Genomic DNA, 17,080 nt, shown 5'->3' on the forward strand with positions numbered 1-17,080 from the left:
GCAAGGCTTCATTTCCCAACACCTGCACTCAGGATATGGAGGAACTGCTCGGTGAGCTGTGCACCCGATCCCTGCTGAATTTCGACAATGAGCCCAATCACTGCTGCCGTCAACGGCGCCAGGTACGCCAGACTCTGCCGGACGGTCTGTACCCGGTATAGCGCTCCCAGGTCGCGATAGCTCCCGCCCGCTCGGCGCACCGTCAACAGGTCGTAAGCGAGAGCGACGACGCTCAGGTATACGACGACCTGAAGCGACGCGTACACCCACAGAGCGGACGACCCGGTGCCGAGTGCCTTACCTAGCAGGCCCGCCGAAAGCGCCGATACTCCATACACGGCAGCGAGCATGCCGGATCGCGCGAGGCCGTGAGGTCCGGGCAGGAGACGGTAGACGGCACCGAACGTAAGCCCGAGCACGGTCCAGCTCGCGATCTGCAGCACCAAGCCAAGGCCGACGACATTTAGGAGGAAGCCTCCTGAGTCGGTCCCGGCCTCGTCGATAGCGTCGGACAGGAAGAAGAGCGTCGGGACGATGCCGACGATCATGCCGTAGGCAGCCGCAACTGCCGCATTCCACCGCCACGAGTCGTGCGGGCCGAGTGCGAACAAACGGACTGCGTGCGCGCGCGACTGTCGACCGAGCCGAAGAAGTTCCGTACGGTCCGCAGCATCTGTGGCCGGCCTGGGTGCCCTCTTGGCTAAGCCGATGGCTACGGAGAACGTAACCAGCCAAACAGGTAAGGAAACGTCCGAAATCGAGTAGTCCGCCGGGCCTGCCAGTGACGCGAAAATCAACGCCAGGAGCGTGAGCATAGACTTGGTTGGGACGTACTCGTCGTCTGCTCCCTTGCTTTGGTCCAGTATCAACAACCCAGCGAAGCAGCCCAGGAGTATGAGGGGAATCGACGACAACACGAATGTGTAGACACCGACGTCGAGCCCAGCGGCCAACGTTCCTGGCGTGCCCTCCGGGTCCAGGTACGCCGAGGCGCTTGCCCATCCAACCTGGACACCAAACTGCGCAACGACAGAGAGGATCGCCCACATCCCAGCCACAAGGCCCACGCGGCGCCGGAGAACAAGGGCGCGACGTCTGACCGGTAACTCCAGTTCCACAGGTAGAACTACGACGGCCGAACTCCAGATTCGCACCACCACGACCATCAAGACGACAGCAGCAAGCACGACCGCGACCAGCGTCGCCCACTCCGACGAGTGGGTCCCCCCGACGAAACTCCTGGCCACTTGAGCGCCCCCCGCAAGGCCAACGGCGACAACCGCGATACCGCTCAGCACGAGCCGCCAGGAGCGGTTCCAGCGTCCGGCCTGCATGAGGCAGATGGCGGCGCCAGCTATGGCAACGACGCTCAGCACTCGGTCCTCGACCGAATCCCACATCGCGGAGTAGAAAACGTAAGAGGCGGTCAGCAATGCAAGACCCATGAATACTGCGACGCCAACGTTCCGTGTGGCCCCACCACACCGCCTGAGCAATACCGCAAAGACGCAAGCAAGCAGCAATGACGACCAAGCCCACGCCAGCGGTCCTACCGAGATTATCCCAACCAGTAACTGGCCAGTGGACAGCTCCGTCGTCGCGCCCGGGATGACCGTCGCCCAGGACTCCAACACCTCCGCTTCAGTAAGGGGCACCCGGATGACAATGGGACCTGAATCGCTATGAGCCTCCCATGTTCGCCACCTCGTCGCGCCGTCCGTCGTAATTGCGGTGGGCAAAGGGCTGGCAACAATGCCAACGCGATCGTTCGGGACACCGACGACGACATTCGCCGCGGCAGTATCGACACACGCCCAAGCGGACACTCGGCCGCCACACAGATCGATCCGCAGAAGCAAGTCGGCACCGTCAAGCGACGTCGACACAACAGGCGGCGTCTCAGAGTCCCGAAACACACTCGCTGCCCCGGGGCTGTCCAGCTTCACCTGAGTCGACGGTGACACGACGCGCAGGGATCCATGTGCCTCGTCCCAGTCGTAATCCGACGCCGAGAAGAACCGGTCGAACGCGACCAGTCCGGGACGGTCACCCGCGCCGCCCGCAAAGATGCACCCGGTCGGATCCGCCTCCCCGAGCACCTGGCGCCACGAGCTGGGAACGTTTTCGACGGTCGCATCCATGCTCGCTGTCACCGAATTAGGGATGTCCTCGCCAATCGACACCCTTAACGGGTCGACGTCGGCGCTCGCACCTTGAGGACACACGCCATACCGCGTAGAGCTCGAGTTCTCGCCCCAAAGGTGCCAGCCCGCCGAGAAGCCGCCAACCAATCCAACGAGCGCAAAGATCGCCGCGATCACCCTAGACCTGGTCACAGTGTCCAACCGTAACGTTCCAGACAATTGGCCTCGCGGCCGCGCCAGCGCAGCGGGGTACCAGGACGCCCTGGTCCTGCTTAGCGGGCCAAGCAGCATCCTTGAGCCACGGTTGGTAACCGGTGGGGCTACTCGACTCGACCGCGATGGGGTCATCGACCGCGTCGACGAGCAGACGGCGCGCCCCTTCAAGACGAACCCCCTGACCCGCCAATCGGGCCCCCAGCCGTCACCCGCGCGAGCCGGGTTCGACGGAGGCGGCGAGGCTGGCCCTTATTGGCCCTAACTCCCGCCAAACTGGCCCTAGTTAGGGCCAATAAGGGCCAGTCCCGACCCCACACGGACCCACTCCAGCATTACAATAAGACCAGGTCAGCGACCATTTTCGGCCGGTTGGCCCGCATCATCCGATCGCCATCCGGCAAGGCTTCCAAACTAATTACGCGTGTTCGATTCCCAGCCAGCCGCCATTAGCCGAGCGTCAACCGGACTTCCCAGCCCTCGGCGCTCGGAACAACGACGGCAGTGACGTCGGACCAGCTCGGGCTTCCCTCGTTCCGCCACTCTTCGATCCACAGGGAGAGGACGCGGGCGGCGTCAGGGCTTCCCGTTGTAATCAGCTCGTCGTCGGTGAGGAACGCCGCACCGCCCTCGGTGGCCGCACCGATGCCGGCGAAGCGGTCGGAAAGCCCGGCCGTAGCCAGCTCGGCGGGGACGGTGGCATACAGCCAGGCCGTGAGATCGTCGAGATCCTCTCCCGTGACCAGCGGTGTGGCCGAGGTGTGGGGGGCAGACCTGAGCCGATCCAGTAGCAGGTCTGCCGCTCCGGGAACCCCGCGTAGTACAGCGCTGCTGAGCCACCACGGTTCGGCACCCTCAGGGACGTGTGACGCGTCGACGTACCGCAGCGGCAGCCCGAAGAGGGTGACGGGCTCAGGGTGCATCTCGATATACCCACCGCGCCGCACTGCCGTCGGGAGACCCCCAGTAACGGTGATGGCGACGATCGCGTGCGCCCGGGCAAGGCGCGCGACCTTGACCGGCGCGACGATTACGGCGTCCTCACCGATCTGGTCGATCCAGGCCGACGGGATCACGTGCGGGGTGGCCCACGCGACGAGACGGTCGTACGGCGCTCCGGCCGGGTCGCCCGCGTATCCATCGCCGTTGGTCACCGTCGCCGTCGTCACGCCGGCCGCTTCCAGGCGAACCTGGGCCCGGGGTACGAGGTCGGCGAAGACCTCGACCGATCGCACCAGCCCATCTGAGCCAGCCAGATTGGCGCGCAGCGCGGTCGTGTACCCGGACCCGGTGCCGATCTCCAGCACCCGGTGTCCAGGACGGACATCAAGGTCTTCGAGCATCTGTTGGATCGATGTGACACTGGACGACTGCGGGAGCGTCGACCCGTCAGGCTCGATCACGAAGTGGTCGTAGTCGACAGCGGCGACGGCATCGGCAACAGCGGCGGTCATAGGCGGCTCCTTCGAGGCGGGGCAGTTAGAGCCCGGGGGCTCGTCAATAATCTTGGTACCCCGTGCGCATCGATGCGCACCGAACCCGCTCACACTCGCCCGCTACGCGGCACACGCGTTGCATCAGGCTCACGCGTGGCACTTCCGTGGCACGAACTAGATCGGAATCTCGGCCGTGCAACCCTTCGGGCTACCACGCCAAGATCCAGCAGATGCATCACCCCGTCACGGTCGCGTACTCGCGCTCCGTGGCGATGCCCCTTGCACTAAGGGCACCGCCACGGACGCCTTAGCTCACGCCGACGTCGTTGCCGCTGTTGGCAGCCGGAGGAGGGTGACAAGTCCGGTCACGGCTTGTGCAGTTCCCAGCACGAGCGCCGCGATAGTTGCGCTGGTCAGGAAACCGCTGGTGCCGGTCTCATCGAAGTGCACACCAAGCACATAACCACTGTGGAGTGCCGCCGCAACCAGAGTGATCCCCGAGACGAGCAGGAACATACTCAGGCCCCGCAGACGCTTCTCAGTACCAGACATGTTGACTCCCTTTGCATCACGGGTTAACGCGGCAGCAATTGTCGCTGCCATGGTGTCCAGGCGGGAGAGTCGGTGGCGTCATATTCGACGAGGGCGACGCGCAGGCGGCACTGGCCGACCTGGAACACCTTTCGGGGCGAAGACTCGCCCGAGCAGCATGTGGGCGAAGCCAGGATTACCAGCGCTCTGGGCGGCGAACCCGGACACTCCCGACGCCCGTCCGATCGGTTGCCCTTCGATCGTGTCCTGGCCGCATCGACGCGACGAGCGTTCCCGGGGGTCACACCCCAAGTCTCCTGCTCAGCACAGGCACGCCGTCGCCCTCCAGATCCTCCAGTACCTCGCGCCGTCCCGCCATCGCCATGACCAGGGAGAGCAGCGGACCGTCGGCTGCAGGCCCGTCGCCTGTCCGGAACTCGGCGTCAGTGGCGGTCAGCCGGAGCCCTTTGACGAGCGACCTGCTGTTCACCGCGAAGTCCTTGGCCGCGAAGAACTGCGCGACCATGAGCAGGCCTTCAGCGTCCGGCTTGTGCTTCAGGCCGAGGGGCCGGCGAATATCCTCGGCGTGCACGATCAACTCGCCCAGCCCAGCCACGCTCTCCTTCCGAGGAAGCGCAATAGGCCCGACGGCGGCGTAGCGCTCCAGGGTCTGCACGGATGAGTCCCTGCGGAACTCCTCCAGCCGCCGCTGGTTATGAAGGTCAGCATCAAAGCGGGCACCAGCCATGCTGCGCAGCCAGCCCCAGAACGTCAGCCTCGAAGCAGCGCCCAGGTGCGCGACGACGTCCTCGATGTCCCAGTCGCCGCACAGCGTCGGCGAGTGCCACTGCTCCGGCGTCAGCATGCGCAGGTCTGTGATGAGCGCCGCGTGCTCCCGCTCCTGGATCTCGGACGGTCGTGTCATAGCGGGCAGCTTATGGGCGGGTGCACCTCCAGCCGCTCTGTACGCCGGGTTTCCCCGGTAGGCATTGGCCCCGGATGCCCGCCCGCCAAGAAGCGAGCACGGTGACCAGCCCGGCGAGCGAGCAGCCCACGATGAGGCCACCCAGCTACGGGCCTCAGAACGATGACTCACTCACGGTTCGGGGATCTCCAGCCCGAAGCTCACCGGATCGACGGTGTCCGGGTCAGGGCCACCGCGACGGCCGGTGTCGAGGCCGTCGATCGCCGCCAGCTCGTCGCCGGTGAGCTCGAAGTCGAAGACAGCGAAGTTCTCGGCGATGCGGTTCGGGTTGGTGGACTTCGGTATGGCAGAACGGCCCCGCTGACCGTGCCGGCGCAGCATCACCTGCGCCGGTGACTTGCCGTGCTGCTTGGCGATCGCCTGGATCGTGCCGTCCTCGAGCACGCTCTTTCGCTCCTCGCCATAGCCCGGGTAGAACGTGATGCCGCCGATCGGCGACCATGCCTGGGTCAGGATGCCGCGTGCGGCGTCGGCCGCCTGCACGTCGGGCTGCGAGAAGTACGGGTGCAGCTCGACCTGGTTGACCGCCGGAGTGACGGTCGCCGACTCCATGAGGGCATCGAGGTGGTGCGGCATGAAGTTGCTGACGCTTATCGCGCGGACGCGACCCGCGGCCAGGAGCCGCTCGAGCGCGCGATAGGCCTCACGCGTGCGCTCGTTGTCGCGGCGCTGTCCCGGCTTCTGGGACTGGTCTAGGTGGGCGGTCAGGGGACGTTGTTCGGTCGTGCACAGGTTGCGGTTCGGCGGCCGAACCGCAACTTGTGCGGCTGTGGAGCCGTTCGGGGTGCCGAACCGCAACCTGCGTGTCTGTCTCGGCGGCGAGCCGAAGGTTACGAGTCCATACGGGGTCTGGGGCACGTGTTCCTTGCGGTTCGGCACCGCCGACGACCAGTAACTTGCGGCTCGGCACCGCCGACGACCAGCAACTTGCGGCTCGGCACCACCGAGTGGCCCACGAGGCACCGAAGTCGCGGTTCGACGCCCTCACCGGGTGCCACGGGCTCACGGTCGGCGGCCCGATGGCGCCACGCGCACCAACTCCACCCGGTCCAGCCGTAGCAACCAGGAACGACCTCCCAGGACATCTCACCCGGGCTGTGAGGATCGTGCACATCTGAAACAGGTGGGGCGGGGCAGGCGCTCGCCTGGTTGACCCCAGCTGCGGTGACGACCGTCGGGTACGCGCCAGGTCGGCGACGGCAGCGTGCGCGTGGTCCCTCCCTCAGCGAAGGTATTTATCGATAAACCACGGGGCCTCGTCGAGGGGCGCCACCGGCGCGAGCCGCGGACCGTCACCATCAGGCCCCCACCACGGCTGGCAACGAGGAGGTCTTGTCGCGCCATCGACTTTAACGTTAAAGTTCGCTCGACCGGATCGCACTCGTGCAAGGGAGCACGCAGATGACTCGAAGGTTCGCACCCCCGTCGTTCAGCTGGTCCACCAAAGACGTAGGTCACCTTGAACGCCGGCTACCGGGGCAGAACGGGTAGGCGATCTGAGGCCAGACAGGTCCCCTACCGGACACCACCGTGACAGGGCTGCCCACCCGGTCACCTGTCATGCGCGAGGGACGGCGTGGTGCCGGTCCTCGTGTTCGAAGACATCGAAGTCTGAACGAGAGGCAAGTCAATGGTGATGGAATCTCAGACAAGGCCCGCCCACCTGATCCGACGAGCACGACAACGGCTCGCGGCTGCGACCGCGACCGCGGCGGTGACGGGAGCGTTGCTCGTCGCGCCGTCCGCTGCCGCGCAGGCGGTCAGCGCTGACCCGTGGGTGAGTGAGGTAGCGAACAACCCGATCTCGGATGTCTACCGCTTCACGGTGCCCCGCGCAGCGGTGGCCGAGGCGACCGGCATCGGGGACGGCCCCGTCGCGGTGCAGGGGAACTTCGGCCCCGGCAAGGCGTGGACCGACCTCAACATGGGGACCAGCGGATCGAACCTGACCGCCACGCTCGGCCCCCTCGAGCCCGGCCTGTACTACTACCAGTACGCCGCGCGCCCCGCTGTGAACCAGGACGCGGTCGCCTTCCGCAACCCCGGCGCGCCCCAGGAGGTGACGTCGAAGCCCACCTACAGCACCATGTTCGTCCCCGGACCGGGTGCGGAATGGCTCGACGACGTGGCCGGCGGCGGCGAGCTCGAGACGGTCGAGTACGGCAAGGGACCGAACCGCGAGAAGGAAGCGCTCGTGTGGACTCCCCCGGGCTACGACGCAGATCGTGCGGAGCAGTACCCGGTGCTGTACCTGCTGCAGGACGAGGGGCAGAGCTACCGCGAGTGGGTGGAGCTGGGCCGGCTCGGCCAGATCATGGACAACCTCACGCTCGACGGGGACGCCGAACCGATGGTGGTCGTCATGGGAGACGCCGACGCACCGGGCCCCGCAGGCGTGACGAAGGAGCTGCTGCCCGCCGTCGAGCGTGCGTTCAACGTCTCCGACGAAGGGTCGGGCCGCGCGATCGCGGGAATCGGCCGCGGCGGGGAGCTGGCCCTGAGCGCCGTGGTCGCCACGCCGCGAGAGTTCACCGGCGTCGGCTCGTTCTCGGGCGGCTACGACAAGGCGCTCTCGCGGGGCAAGGCCAAGCAGATCAACGGCTCGACCGACGTCATCCGCCTGTACGCGGGTAACGTCACCGACCCCGCGTACAACGACACGGTCGCACTGGCCGACACGCTGACGAACGCGGGCGTGGAGTTCCAGTCCGACGGGTCGGACCCCGTGACGGGCGGCACGTGGGACACGTGGCAGAAGAACCTGCACGACTTCGCCGGGCGCATCTTCCAGGAGGCCGACGACGAGGGCCCGAGCGAGGGCCACCTGCCGTTCGTGAAGCACGAGCTGCCTGCGGCGGGCACGACGCCGACGCCGTGGGTCGACGAGAACAGCGTCGTCACCTTCGAGCTCGGCCCCGAGCTCGCCGACGCGAACAACATCACCGTCTGGGGCAACTTCGGTCCGGCCGGAAGCTGGCCGCGCACCCACATGGTCAAGCAGGCCGACGGTTCGTGGCGGCTCTCGCTGGCCGTCGAGGGCGGCTCCTACTACTACAAGTTCGTGGTCGACGGCGTCGACCACAAGGACGCCAACAATCCCACGACGGTGCGCTCGGAGCCGATGTGGAGCACCTTCACCGCCGAGGGCGACACGATCCGCGGTCAGTACACCGCAGAGGTGCCGGCCGAGGCACGCGGCGAGGTCAGCGTCATGAGCTACCCGAGCACCGCAGGCGGCGGCGAGCAGCGCTCGGCGAACGTGTGGACTCCCCCGGGCTATGACGCGGACCGTGCCGAGGAGTACCCGGTCTTCTACCTGCAGCACGGTGGCGGGCAGACGTGGAGCGACTGGGTCGAGGTGGGGTACGTCCAGCGCATCCTGGACAACCACTACCTGCGGGGCGACATCGTGCCGATGGTGGTCGTCATGGCCAACGGAAACGGCGTGGACTTCCCCACGGAGATCACGACGCGCATCGTGCCTGCCGCCGAGGAACAGTTCAACATCAGCTCCCAGGGTGACCAGCGCGCTCTGGCGGGCCTTTCGATGGGCTCGGGCCACACGCTCAGCACGCTCTGGGCACACCCGGGCGAGTTCGGCTACATCGGCGCCATGTCGGCGTTCGGTGCGCCGCCGGCCAGTGCGGACGTCGAGGCCATCAACGAGGACACGGAGCTGCTGCGCGTCTACTCGGGTGACGTGCAGGACTTCACCTACGGTGCGACGTTGCAGCTGATCACGGCCATGGAGAACCGCGGGGTGAACCACGAGTTCGCGCCCATCGTCCCGGGTCCGCACAGCTGGGACGTCTGGCAGAAGTCGCTCATCGACTTCCTCCCCCGGCTGTTCACGGAGGGTGCCGACGCATAGCGGCGCGAGGGCGCCAAGCACGGTGCGGTCGGCGGGTCACCCCGTCGGCCGCACCACCGCAGGTCGGTACAACCGGCTGCAGACATCGCCTGTCAAGCGTGCTTTACTTGCTACACACGTCAAGCACGCTTGACACCCAGCGGAGGCGAACGATGACCGGTCAGCCCAGCACCACCCCGGCCGCGCGGCGCGCACCGGTCTCCCACTACGTCCTGGCAGGCACCTTCGCCGCCGCCGCGACCATCGCCGTCGCGCTCCTGGTCGGCGCGACCAATCCGGGCGACTTCTGGCTCGCTGCAGGCATCGGCGCGATGTGCACGGCCTATCCCGCGCTCTCGCTCGGGGCGCGGATCTTCGTCTCCGGGCACACGGTCACGGTCGACGCGCGCGGCGCGGACAGTGCCGAGTCGCTCTGGCTGAAGCAGGCGGGCGCCGGCGCCTTCCTCGACGTGCTGGTGGCGACGATCGTGGGCGCCGTCGTGCTCATGCTCGGCAGGTTCGAGGTGCCCGCGCTGCCCTTCCTGCTCGCCCTGGTCGGGCTCAGCGTGGTCGACGCCGGCCTGCGCTACGCCGTGATCCGGCACCGCTCGCTCCGGTGAAGAACGACCTGGCGGCCCGCAGGCTGGAACGCGAGTGGACCCAGGCCGACCTGGCGAGCGCTCTCGGCGTCTCACGCCAGACGGTGATCTCGATCGAGCGGGGACGGTTCGACCCGTCCCTCCCCCTCGCCTTTCTCATCGCCCGGGCCTTCGACTGTGCGATCGAGGACGTCTTCACGCCGGACTGAGCCGACACCGGACGCCCCCGTCGCGCCGGCTCCGGCGGGCGCGCGCGTCGAGGGCCACCGGGATCATGCGCATTACTCACCGAGCCCCCGCGCGGCCGCGACGCCCGCAGTTCCAGCGCTCCTCGATGCGCGGGAGGTTATAGAGCGCATCATCATCCCGATCTGCTGGTGGGTTCGATTACCCGCCTTGACCGCGGCAGGGACGACGCCGAAGGCTGGCGCTCACGACCTGGCAGCGGCGCACGCCATGTGCACCCGGCCACCTGTTCTCAAGGGAGAGAATCGTGAACCGACCCCGTATGACGGGCCGCGCCCCCTGGGCCGCTACGGCGAGCCTTCTGGCCGTCGCCCTGGCGGTGACCGCCTCCGCGTCCGCATCCGGCGCCGAGGCAGAGAGCGAGCCGTCCACCTTTCCGGAGTTCAGCTATGTCGGCACGGCGTTCGACAAGAGCGACCTGGAGTACAACCCGACGAACGAGTTCATCTTCCCCAGCGTGATCCGCGCTGCGGACTACTTCGCCGAGCCTCTCGGGACCTACTACATGTACTACGCCCCGCACGAGCGGCCCGGCGGCATCGCCCTCGCCTACGCCGACTCGATCGACGGCCCGTGGACCGAGTACGAGGGCAACCCGCTCATCACGAACAGCTGGCCGCCGCACTACGGCACTGTCAGCCACATCTCGTCGCCGCATGCCGTGTGGGTGGAAGGCGAGCAGCGACTCTTCCTGTACTTCCACGGCGAGAACACGATCACCAGGTACGCCACCTCGGTCGACGGCATCCACTTCGAGTACGGCGGCACCGCGGTCCAGCGGGACGAGACCACCGGCCGGGAGACGTCGTACGCGCGCGTCTTCGAGCAGTCGGTGCCGCGGCTCGGCACCCGCTACCTGATGCTGTTCATGGACAACCCGGCGAACGCGCTGCCCGGCCAGGACGGACCCGTTGCCCGGCGGATCCGCTGGGCGGTGTCCGACGACGCACGAAGCTGGACGATCCAGCCCGACCCCATCGTGACACCGCGGGGCATCGAGGAGCCGAACGCCTCGGGGCCGTTCTTCCTGCGCTGGGAGGGCCGGAACCTGGTCATTTTCCACGCCAGCGACGGCAACATGCACGCAGTGGACGTGGGCGAGAACTTCGACCAGGAGATCCACCTCGGCATGGTCCACGACTCGATGGCGGAGGCCCCTGACCTCGGCCGATCGGCAGCCCCGACCTTCTACTTCGACGACCGCACAGCGCACATGTACTACGAGGCCGGCGGCCGGCTGACCGCGACCATCGGCCACGCCGTCGCCGCCCTGGACGAGCCCGTTCCCGCACGGGAGCTGGACTGCACGGTCGACCGGCCGGTCCTCTGGGCGCCGAACCGGCAGCTGGTGGACGTCACCGTCGACGTCGACCTCCCTGACGGGATCCTGGGGCCGCGAGCGTTCGAGCTCGTCAAGGTCTCCGGCGGCGGCGAAGGGGACGTGTCCGGATTCGTCACCGGAACGCCGTCGGTCGCCGGGCAGCTGCGCGCCGAGCGAGAGGGCGACGGCAGCGGCCGGGACTACACGCTGACCTACGCCGGTCACGACGAGCTCGGCCGCGCCGTGGGCTGCACCGTCGACGTCACCGTTCCGCACGACCTCGGCCGCTGAGCGGACCTCGCCGTCGATGGTTCGACGGCGAGGCCGCTTGCCGCCAGGTCTCAGTACAGGATGGACGCCTGCTCGCGGGGCCAGGCGAGGGTGGCGTAGATCTGCACCATGGCCGCCTGCTCCAGCAGCTCGGTGTGCTCGTCCCCGGCGTTGAACAGCCCGGTCGCGGGTTCGCGCTCGGTGCGCCACTGGTGGTCGGCGTAGTCCGCCATGGCGTCCCGGTACGTGGTGCCGCCGGTCACGGACTCCAGGAGGAGGAGGTTCTTGAACCAGATGGAGTTGAAGAACATCGGCTGGCCGTCCAGCCGCCCCTCGGTGACGTAGAACCGGTAGGACGCCGCCGCGACCGCCTTCGCCTTCTCCAGGTAGCGCTCGTCACCCGTCGCCTCGTACAGCAGGGTGAAGGTGCCCAGGGGGACGCCCTGGTTGTACGACCACTGCGTGCGGTCGATGGACCCGTCGAGCTTGATGTTGTCCCAGTAGAGGCCGTTCGGCGCGAGCAGGTGCTCGTCGGTCCACCCCACCATCCGCTCCGCCCAGTCGAGGTAGTCCTGCTCCCCGGTGATCATGTACAGGCGGGTGGCGAGCTGAGCGCCGGGCATCGTGGAGACGGTGTTGCGGTCGGAGCTCCAGTCGGCCTGGGTCCAGAACACGCCTCCGGGCGCCGGGTGCGACGGGTCGGTGTCCCATCCGGAGACCACGAGCTCGAAGATCTCCTCTGCACGCCTCAGCGCCGCCTCGTCGCCGGTCGCCAGGTGCTGCTGCACCTTGGCGAGCGCGACCCACTCGTTGTCGTCGTAGAACATGTCGCCGCCACCGCCGTAGGGTGCGCGCGGGTACGAGTCGTAGCCGGGCAGCCCGGTGGTGCCGCCGTCGGCATTCCAGAAGTGCTCCTGCCCGCGGGCGACGTCTGCGAGGTCGTCCTCGAACGATCGCCCCAGGACCCCGGGCAGCCCGGTGAGGTCGAGCACCGCGACGTGCGCCTGGGAGTGCGGCCACTCGAACGAGTAGGTGCGGTCCTCGGCCCCGCTCGGGTACCGCTCGCGGTAGAGGCCGGAGCCGTCGCCCGCGGCCATGTGCTCCTGCATCGCGTCGTACGACGCGACCGCCCGCTGCACCTGCGTGCGCTGCGACTCCGCGGGGGCGTCGCCGTCCCGCGCGCCGGCTGGGGACGCCGCCCCCAGCGTGCAGGCCAACGCGACGACCGTAGCGGCAACTCTGGTGAACCTCATCGTTCGCTCCTTCGTTCGGTGGTGCTCGGTCCTTCGGTGGATGTCAGCGCTGTCATCCTTGCGGGCGAACGTCACGGCATCATCCTCGATTCCCTTCGTCGCACCCTGCGACCGAGGAGGCCCCGGCGATCTCGCCTGCCAGGTGCTCGGCCGTGGACAGCGTGGTGGTCAGGCGCAGCCTCGCGAAGTCTCCTTCGACTCGGGTCTCCTTCGACTCGGATCGGTCCACAGCGACCTGAACGCCTGGCGGCGATGTTATGGGATTCGGAGCGAACCGGTCAACGACGCACCAGCGGCATCCGCGTGGCCTATCTCGACTTCGGCGACACGCTCGAGTCGAGCATGGAGGTCTGGATCAACGGACGAAAGGTCGGCGGCGACGTGTCCACGAATCCGACCAAGGCCACCCCCGAGTCCGAGGCCTCCGATCGGTCCTGAGCCGCTGTGACCGCGGCACTACGATCGACCATGTGCGACTGTTCGAGAACCTGACCGCCACGCACGAACCTGCCTGGCCGGAGCTGCGCCGCCTCGTCAGCGAGGCGTCGGTCACCGCAGAGATCCTCGCACCTGACGAGACGACCAGCCGCCGCACGCTCGAACAGCTCCAGGTCACGATCGGTTCCTTCCTCGGCGCCGTCGTCGTGCACACCGGCGGACTCCTGGTCGACCACGGCTGGCTGCGTGTCTACGGAAGCCCGCGGCCGGGCGACCCTGGCCGCTTGCCTGGCCTGGCCGCGACGAACGACTTCCCACCGGAACCCGAGGCGACCTGGTTCCCGGCACACGGGCTCGTCGTCGCCCATGACGTCCTGGGCGGCACCTTCGTGCTCAACGGGAGCGCCCCTGCCGCCGTCGGCCGACCCGGAGGGCAGGGCGAGATGATCTACCTCGCACCGGACACCCTCCAGTGGGAACCGCTCGAGGCCGGCTACGCCGCCTGGCTCGCGTGGGTGCTCGACGGCGGCCTGGCCGACTTCACGGAGGGACTGCGGTGGGAAGGGTGGGACGCCGAGACCAGCAGCCTGGGTGGCGACCGCGGGCTGGGCCTCTTTCCCCCGCTCTGGTCCAGGGAGGCCCACGAGGATCTCGGCGCCACCAGCCGCGCGGCCGTACCCATGGCCGAGCTGGTCGACTTTGCCCGGTCGAGCGCCGCCCAGATCGATGGTGCCGATCTCGGACCACTGGGAACCTTCGACGGCAGCGTGACCGATTCCCGGTGACGTCCGCGCACGGCGAGGTGCCCGACCGCGCTTCACCTGACGCCGGTACGCTCGCTGCCATGGCGAACAACCCGGTCGACGTCGAGATCGTGCAGGTAGCCACGACGTTCGATGCCGTGCAAGAGGCTGAGGCTCTCGCTTCATCAGCCGTCGAGGCGCGGCTCGCGGCCTGCGCGCAGGCCGAGGGTCCCGTCACGAGCGTGTACCGCTGGGACGGCGCAGTGCAGAAGGACGAGGAGTGGCGCGTCACGTTCAAGACGACCGCCGCCCTGGCCGACCGGCTCACCGAGTACATCGTGCGCAAGCACTCCTACGATGTCCCGGAGGTCCTGGTGACGCCCGTGACCGGCGGACACCAGCAGTACCTCGAGTGGGTCCGGAGCGAGACACAGGAGTGATCCTGCGCGTGGTCGATCCGGACCAACCGCACGACCGCAGTTGTGTTCACGGGTGGAACGAGTCCGGCCCCGGTACCAGGCGCCGGAACTACAGCTCCTAGAGGCGCACCCCGGACCTGCACCGATGCTTCGACCGGCCGGTCGACGTCGGAGACGACTCGGAGGGCGCGTTGAGGCGGCCCGACCCGCCCGTGTGAACCGTTTAAGCAGGTGCGATTCCTTTGACAGTGGGCAAGCGCTTACCCTACCGTCGGTGACGCCGATTTGAACGATTCAACTCGGTTGTTCGATGACATCGTGGCGATGGAGCCCGCTTGCCGTCGCCGCGCCTCGCCAGACCCTCGGCCGTGCCCTAAACGGCCGAGCCACCTCACTGAGGAGCGAAACAATGTCACTGCGAAGAAGAACAAGAGTGGCGCTCGTCGCCGGGCTCTCCGGTCTCGCCGTCGTCGCATCCAGCGCCGTCGCGCTGAACACCGCCTATGCCGACCCGGTCCGTTACGAGGCCGAGGACACGGTGGCCGTCTGCGACGGCGTGATCGAGTCCAACCACGTCGGGCACTCGGGCAGCGGATTCTGCAACACCGACAACGCCGTCGGTGCCACGGTCGAGTTCAGGGTCGACGCCGCCGCAGCGGGCGCGATGACCCTGGTGTTCGGCTATGCCAACGGCGGGACGGACAGCAGGCCGGGAGAGGTCCTCGTGAACGGCGGCTCGGTGCGGACCGCGCAGTTCGGCGCCACCGGTGCCTGGACGAGCTGGGCGACCCAGACCGTCACGGCTCAGCTCGACCCGGGCGCCAACACCGTCCGACTACAGGCCACCGGCGCAGCCGGTCTGCCGAACGTCGACTACCTGGACGTCACGACCGGCGGCTCCGAGGAACCCGGCGGCGACGGCGTCTACGAGGTCGAGGCGCTCACCCGCGGCGTGACCGTCGTGCCGTCGGAGGGCGGCAACCTCGTCAGCTGGCGCCTGCTGGGCACCGACGACGAGAACGTGGCCTTCAACGTCTACCGCGACGGCCAGAGGCTCAACTCGTCGCCGGTGGCCGGTGCCACGAACTACCTCGACACCAGCGGCGACGGGAACTACTCCGTCGCGGCTGTCACCGGCGGCTCCGAGGGGCCGCGCTCGGGCGCCGAGGTCGAGCTCGGCTCCGGCGGCTACCTCGACATCCCGATCGACCGGCCCTCGAGCAGCTACGAGGCCAACGACGCCAGTGTCGGCGACCTGGACGGAGACGGCGACTACGAGTACGTCGTCAAGTGGTATCCCGCCAACGCCAAGGACAACTCTCAGTCCGGCTACACGGACAACACCCTCATCGACGCCTACACCCTGGAGGGCGACCGGCTGTGGCGGATCGACCTGGGGCGCAACATCCGCTCCGGGGCCCACTACACGCAGTACCAGGTGTACGACTACGACGGTGACGGCGATGCCGAGATCGCCATGAAGACCGCCGACGGCACGCGCGACGGCCGAGGCGCCTTCATCGGCAACGCCGGCGCCGATCACCGCAACAGCGGCGGCTACGTCCTGTCGGGACCGGAGTACCTGACCGTCTTCGACGGCCGCACCGGCGGCGCGGTCGACACCGTCGACTACCAGCCCCCGCGCGGCAACGTGTCGAGCTGGGGCGACAGCTACGGCAACCGGGTCGACCGCTTCCTGGCCGGCACCGCGTACCTGGACGGGGCCACGCCGTCCATGATCTTCGCGCGCGGCTACTACACGCGCTCGGTGATCTGGGCCGTGGACTTCGACGGCCAGAACCTCTCGACCCGTTGGGTCTTCGACTCCGACGTCGAGGGCTCGCAGTACCGCGGCCAGGGCGCGCACAGCCTGTCCATCGCCGACCTGAACGGCGACGGGCGCCAGGACGTGGTCTACGGGGCGATGGTGGTCGGCTCGGACGGCAACGCGCTGTGGAACTCCCGGATGGGCCACGGCGACGCGCTCCACGTCTCGGACTTCGTGCCCAGCCGCGCGGGTCAAGAGGTGTTCATGGTGCACGAGAGCAGCAGCGACCCGTCGTCCAGCCTCATCGGCTCCAACGGCTCGGTCCTGTTCCAGACCAGCCCCGACGGCGACAACGGCCGCGGCGTCGCCGCGAACGTCACGACCGCCAGCCCTGGGGGCGAGTTCTGGTCCTCGAACGTGTCGGACCTGCGGAACGCCTCAGGAAGCTCCATCGGCGCCAAGCCGAGCTCGGCGAACTTCCTGGCCTGGTGGGACGGCGACGGCGAGCGCGAGCTGCTCGACGGCACCCACATCGACGACTACCAGAGCGGGCGCCTGCTGACAGGCTCGAACGTGGCGTCGAACAACGGCACCAAGTCGAACCCGTCGCTCTCGGCGGACCTGTTCGGCGACTGGCGCGAAGAGGTGGTCTGGCGGACCGGTGACTCCTCGGCGCTGCGCGTCTACGCCACGCCGCACAGGACGAACCTGCGCATCGCGACGCTGATGCACGACGTGCAGTACCGCGTGGCGATCGCCTGGCAGAACACCGGCTACAACCAGCCGCCGCACCCGAGCTTCCACATCGGCAGCGAGGTGAGCAGCTACCCCTGGCCAGACATCCACACCCCGTAGCCGGGCCAC

General features: G+C 68.0%; 14 protein-coding genes. 8 read left to right on the top strand and 6 right to left on the bottom strand.

From position 1 onward, the window contains the following. Window positions 1-8: 8 nt before the first annotated feature. The 5 genes from ACFS27_RS23280 to ACFS27_RS23300 form a co-directional block, all read right to left on the bottom strand. Window positions 9-2,141 (bottom strand): DUF6185 family protein, encoded by a 2,133-nt coding sequence (locus ACFS27_RS23280; protein ID WP_377188200.1) that lies wholly within the window; start codon window positions 2,139-2,141, stop codon window positions 9-11. A 665-nt stretch (window positions 2,142-2,806) separates the two neighbouring features. Beyond that, window positions 2,807-3,811, bottom strand: coding sequence for a protein-L-isoaspartate O-methyltransferase family protein (locus tag ACFS27_RS23285; RefSeq protein WP_377188203.1), 1,005 nt, complete (start codon window positions 3,809-3,811; stop codon window positions 2,807-2,809). 294 nt (window positions 3,812-4,105) lie between these two features. Then, complete coding sequence (locus ACFS27_RS23290) at window positions 4,106-4,396, bottom strand: hypothetical protein (RefSeq protein ID WP_377188206.1); 291 nt, start codon at window positions 4,394-4,396, stop codon at window positions 4,106-4,108. Window positions 4,397-4,625: 229 nt separating this feature from the next. After that, window positions 4,626-5,249 carry a maleylpyruvate isomerase family mycothiol-dependent enzyme gene (locus ACFS27_RS23295; RefSeq protein ID WP_377188209.1) on the bottom strand — a complete coding sequence of 208 codons (624 nt, stop codon included), beginning with the start codon at window positions 5,247-5,249 and terminating at the stop codon, window positions 4,626-4,628. A gap of 171 nt (window positions 5,250-5,420) precedes the next feature. Then, a complete protein-coding gene (locus tag ACFS27_RS23300; protein WP_377188212.1) occupies window positions 5,421-6,107 on the bottom strand; it encodes an aldo/keto reductase in 687 nt (228 codons plus the stop codon). A gap of 838 nt (window positions 6,108-6,945) precedes the next feature. Between ACFS27_RS23300 and ACFS27_RS23305 the strand changes: the two genes are divergently transcribed. From ACFS27_RS23305 to ACFS27_RS23320, 4 genes are all read left to right on the top strand, one after another. After that, complete coding sequence (locus tag ACFS27_RS23305; RefSeq protein WP_377188215.1) at window positions 6,946-9,180, top strand: alpha/beta hydrolase-fold protein; 2,235 nt, start codon at window positions 6,946-6,948, stop codon at window positions 9,178-9,180. A 152-nt stretch (window positions 9,181-9,332) separates the two neighbouring features. Next, the gene (locus ACFS27_RS23310; protein ID WP_377188218.1) at window positions 9,333-9,779 is read left to right on the top strand and encodes a hypothetical protein; all 447 of its coding nucleotides are present in this window, start codon (window positions 9,333-9,335) and stop codon (window positions 9,777-9,779) included. Continuing rightward, on the top strand, window positions 9,776-9,967 hold the full coding sequence (locus ACFS27_RS23315) for a helix-turn-helix transcriptional regulator (RefSeq protein WP_377188221.1): 192 nt from the start codon (window positions 9,776-9,778) through the stop codon (window positions 9,965-9,967). The genes ACFS27_RS23310 and ACFS27_RS23315 overlap by 4 nt, the downstream gene beginning before the upstream one ends. A gap of 284 nt (window positions 9,968-10,251) precedes the next feature. After that, on the top strand, window positions 10,252-11,616 hold the full coding sequence (locus ACFS27_RS23320) for a hypothetical protein (protein WP_377188224.1): 1,365 nt from the start codon (window positions 10,252-10,254) through the stop codon (window positions 11,614-11,616). Between the two features lie 50 nt (window positions 11,617-11,666). Here the strand turns inward: ACFS27_RS23320 and ACFS27_RS23325 are convergent, their stop codons facing one another. Further along, on the bottom strand, window positions 11,667-12,848 hold the full coding sequence (locus ACFS27_RS23325; protein ID WP_377188227.1) for a glycoside hydrolase family 76 protein: 1,182 nt from the start codon (window positions 12,846-12,848) through the stop codon (window positions 11,667-11,669). Between the two features lie 303 nt (window positions 12,849-13,151). On the opposite strand from ACFS27_RS23325, the gene ACFS27_RS23330 reads away from it, so the two are divergent. The 4 genes from ACFS27_RS23330 to ACFS27_RS23345 all read left to right on the top strand — a co-directional run bounded on the left by ACFS27_RS23330 (window position 13,152) and on the right by ACFS27_RS23345 (window position 17,071). Further along, window positions 13,152-13,286, top strand: coding sequence for a hypothetical protein (locus ACFS27_RS23330; RefSeq protein WP_377188230.1), 135 nt, complete (start codon window positions 13,152-13,154; stop codon window positions 13,284-13,286). Between the two features lie 32 nt (window positions 13,287-13,318). After that, window positions 13,319-14,071, top strand: coding sequence for a DUF2625 family protein (locus ACFS27_RS23335; RefSeq protein ID WP_377188233.1), 753 nt, complete (start codon window positions 13,319-13,321; stop codon window positions 14,069-14,071). A 59-nt stretch (window positions 14,072-14,130) separates the two neighbouring features. Then, on the top strand, window positions 14,131-14,469 hold the full coding sequence (cutA, locus tag ACFS27_RS23340) for a divalent-cation tolerance protein CutA (RefSeq protein WP_377188236.1): 339 nt from the start codon (window positions 14,131-14,133) through the stop codon (window positions 14,467-14,469). 412 nt (window positions 14,470-14,881) lie between these two features. Next, a complete protein-coding gene (locus ACFS27_RS23345) occupies window positions 14,882-17,071 on the top strand; it encodes a rhamnogalacturonan lyase family protein (protein WP_377188239.1) in 2,190 nt (729 codons plus the stop codon). Window positions 17,072-17,080: the final 9 nt, after the last annotated feature.

The sequence above is a fragment of the Promicromonospora vindobonensis genome, assembly GCF_042685865.1.
Classification (GTDB): Bacteria; Actinomycetota; Actinomycetes; order Actinomycetales; family Cellulomonadaceae; genus Promicromonospora; species Promicromonospora vindobonensis.